Genomic DNA, 1,303 nt, shown 5'->3' on the forward strand with positions numbered 1-1,303 from the left:
GAGCCTTTCCTAAAAACTGTGTAACTGCTTATAATCCACTAACTGGAGAATAAGCAATGACTACTCAATCTGACATTAAAAAACTAGCCGAGCAAATGGCTGGCAGCATGAACAGCTTTGATGACATCAAAGACTTTCAGAAGCAGCTCATGCAGTCGTTTATCGACACTGCCCTTGAGGCTGAGATGGAAGAGCATTTAGGCTATGCTAAGCATGAGAAAGCCGATAAACCTAACAAACGCAACGGGCATACTAAAAAGACTGTCCGCAGTGATAGCGGCGATCTTGACATCGCCACCCCCAGAGACCGTGATAGCAGCTTTGAGCCTGTATTGGTTGCTAAGCATCAAAGCCGTATTTCAGGTCTTGATGACAAAATCATATTCTTTTACGCCAAAGGCCAAACCACCACTGAGATCGTCGAAACCATTAAAGAGCTCTACGATGTAGATATCTCAAGTAGCTTAGTTTCAAGAGTCACCGATAATATCTTAGACGACATCACTGCTTGGCAGAACAGGCCGCTGAGCAGTGTTTATCCTATCGTCTATTTGGACTGCATCGTCGTGAAGATACGTCAAGACAAGCAGATCATCAACAAGGCTATTTACTTAGCCTTAGGCGTGGGACTTGATGGTAAAAAAGAGCTGCTTGGCATGTGGTTATCAGAGAATGAGGGCGCTAAGTTCTGGCTGAGTGTTCTCACTGAATTGCAAAACCGCGGGGTGCAAGATATCCTAATCGCTTGTGTCGATGGTTTAAAGGGCTTCCCTGATGCCATCAATACGGTTTATCCCAATGCTCAGGTTCAGCTGTGTATCGTACATATGGTGCGCTATTCGATGAAGTTTGTGCCTTGGATAGATAAAAAGGCAGTAGCGGCTGATCTAAAGGCCATCTATGGTGCTGATACCATCGAGATAGCAGAGGCCAATCTTGAGCACTTTGATGAGACTTGGGGCGATAAGTACCCGCATGTGGTCAAGTCTTGGCGCCATAACTGGGAGGGCTTAACGGTGTTCTTCGAGTATCCTAAAGACATCAGAAAAGCCATTTATACCACCAATGCTATTGAATCATTAAACAGTGTGATTCGGACAGCGGTGAATAAGCGTAAGGTGTTCCCATCTGATCAAGCTGCATTTAAAGTGGTGTACTTAGCCACCCAGCAGGCGTCTAAAAAGTGGTCGATGCCCATTCGTAACTGGACGTCTGCTCTTAATCGCTTTATGATTATGTTTGATGACCGTATTAGTAAGCATTTAATCTAAAGGGCAGTTACACAGAATGTGGGATGGTCTCG

1 protein-coding gene is annotated in these 1,303 nt (G+C 44.9%); it reads left to right on the forward strand.

Translation table 11 applies throughout. The features are described 5' to 3' along the window. Positions 1-56: 56 nt before the first annotated feature. On the forward strand, positions 57-1,271 hold the full coding sequence (locus JMW90_RS13355; RefSeq protein ID WP_201564733.1) for an IS256 family transposase: 1,215 nt from the start codon (positions 57-59) through the stop codon (positions 1,269-1,271). Positions 1,272-1,303 lie beyond the last annotated feature (32 nt).

Origin of the sequence: Psychrobacter glacincola (assembly GCF_904846215.1) — a bacterium.
GTDB classification, from domain to species: Bacteria; Pseudomonadota; Gammaproteobacteria; order Pseudomonadales; family Moraxellaceae; genus Psychrobacter; species Psychrobacter glacincola.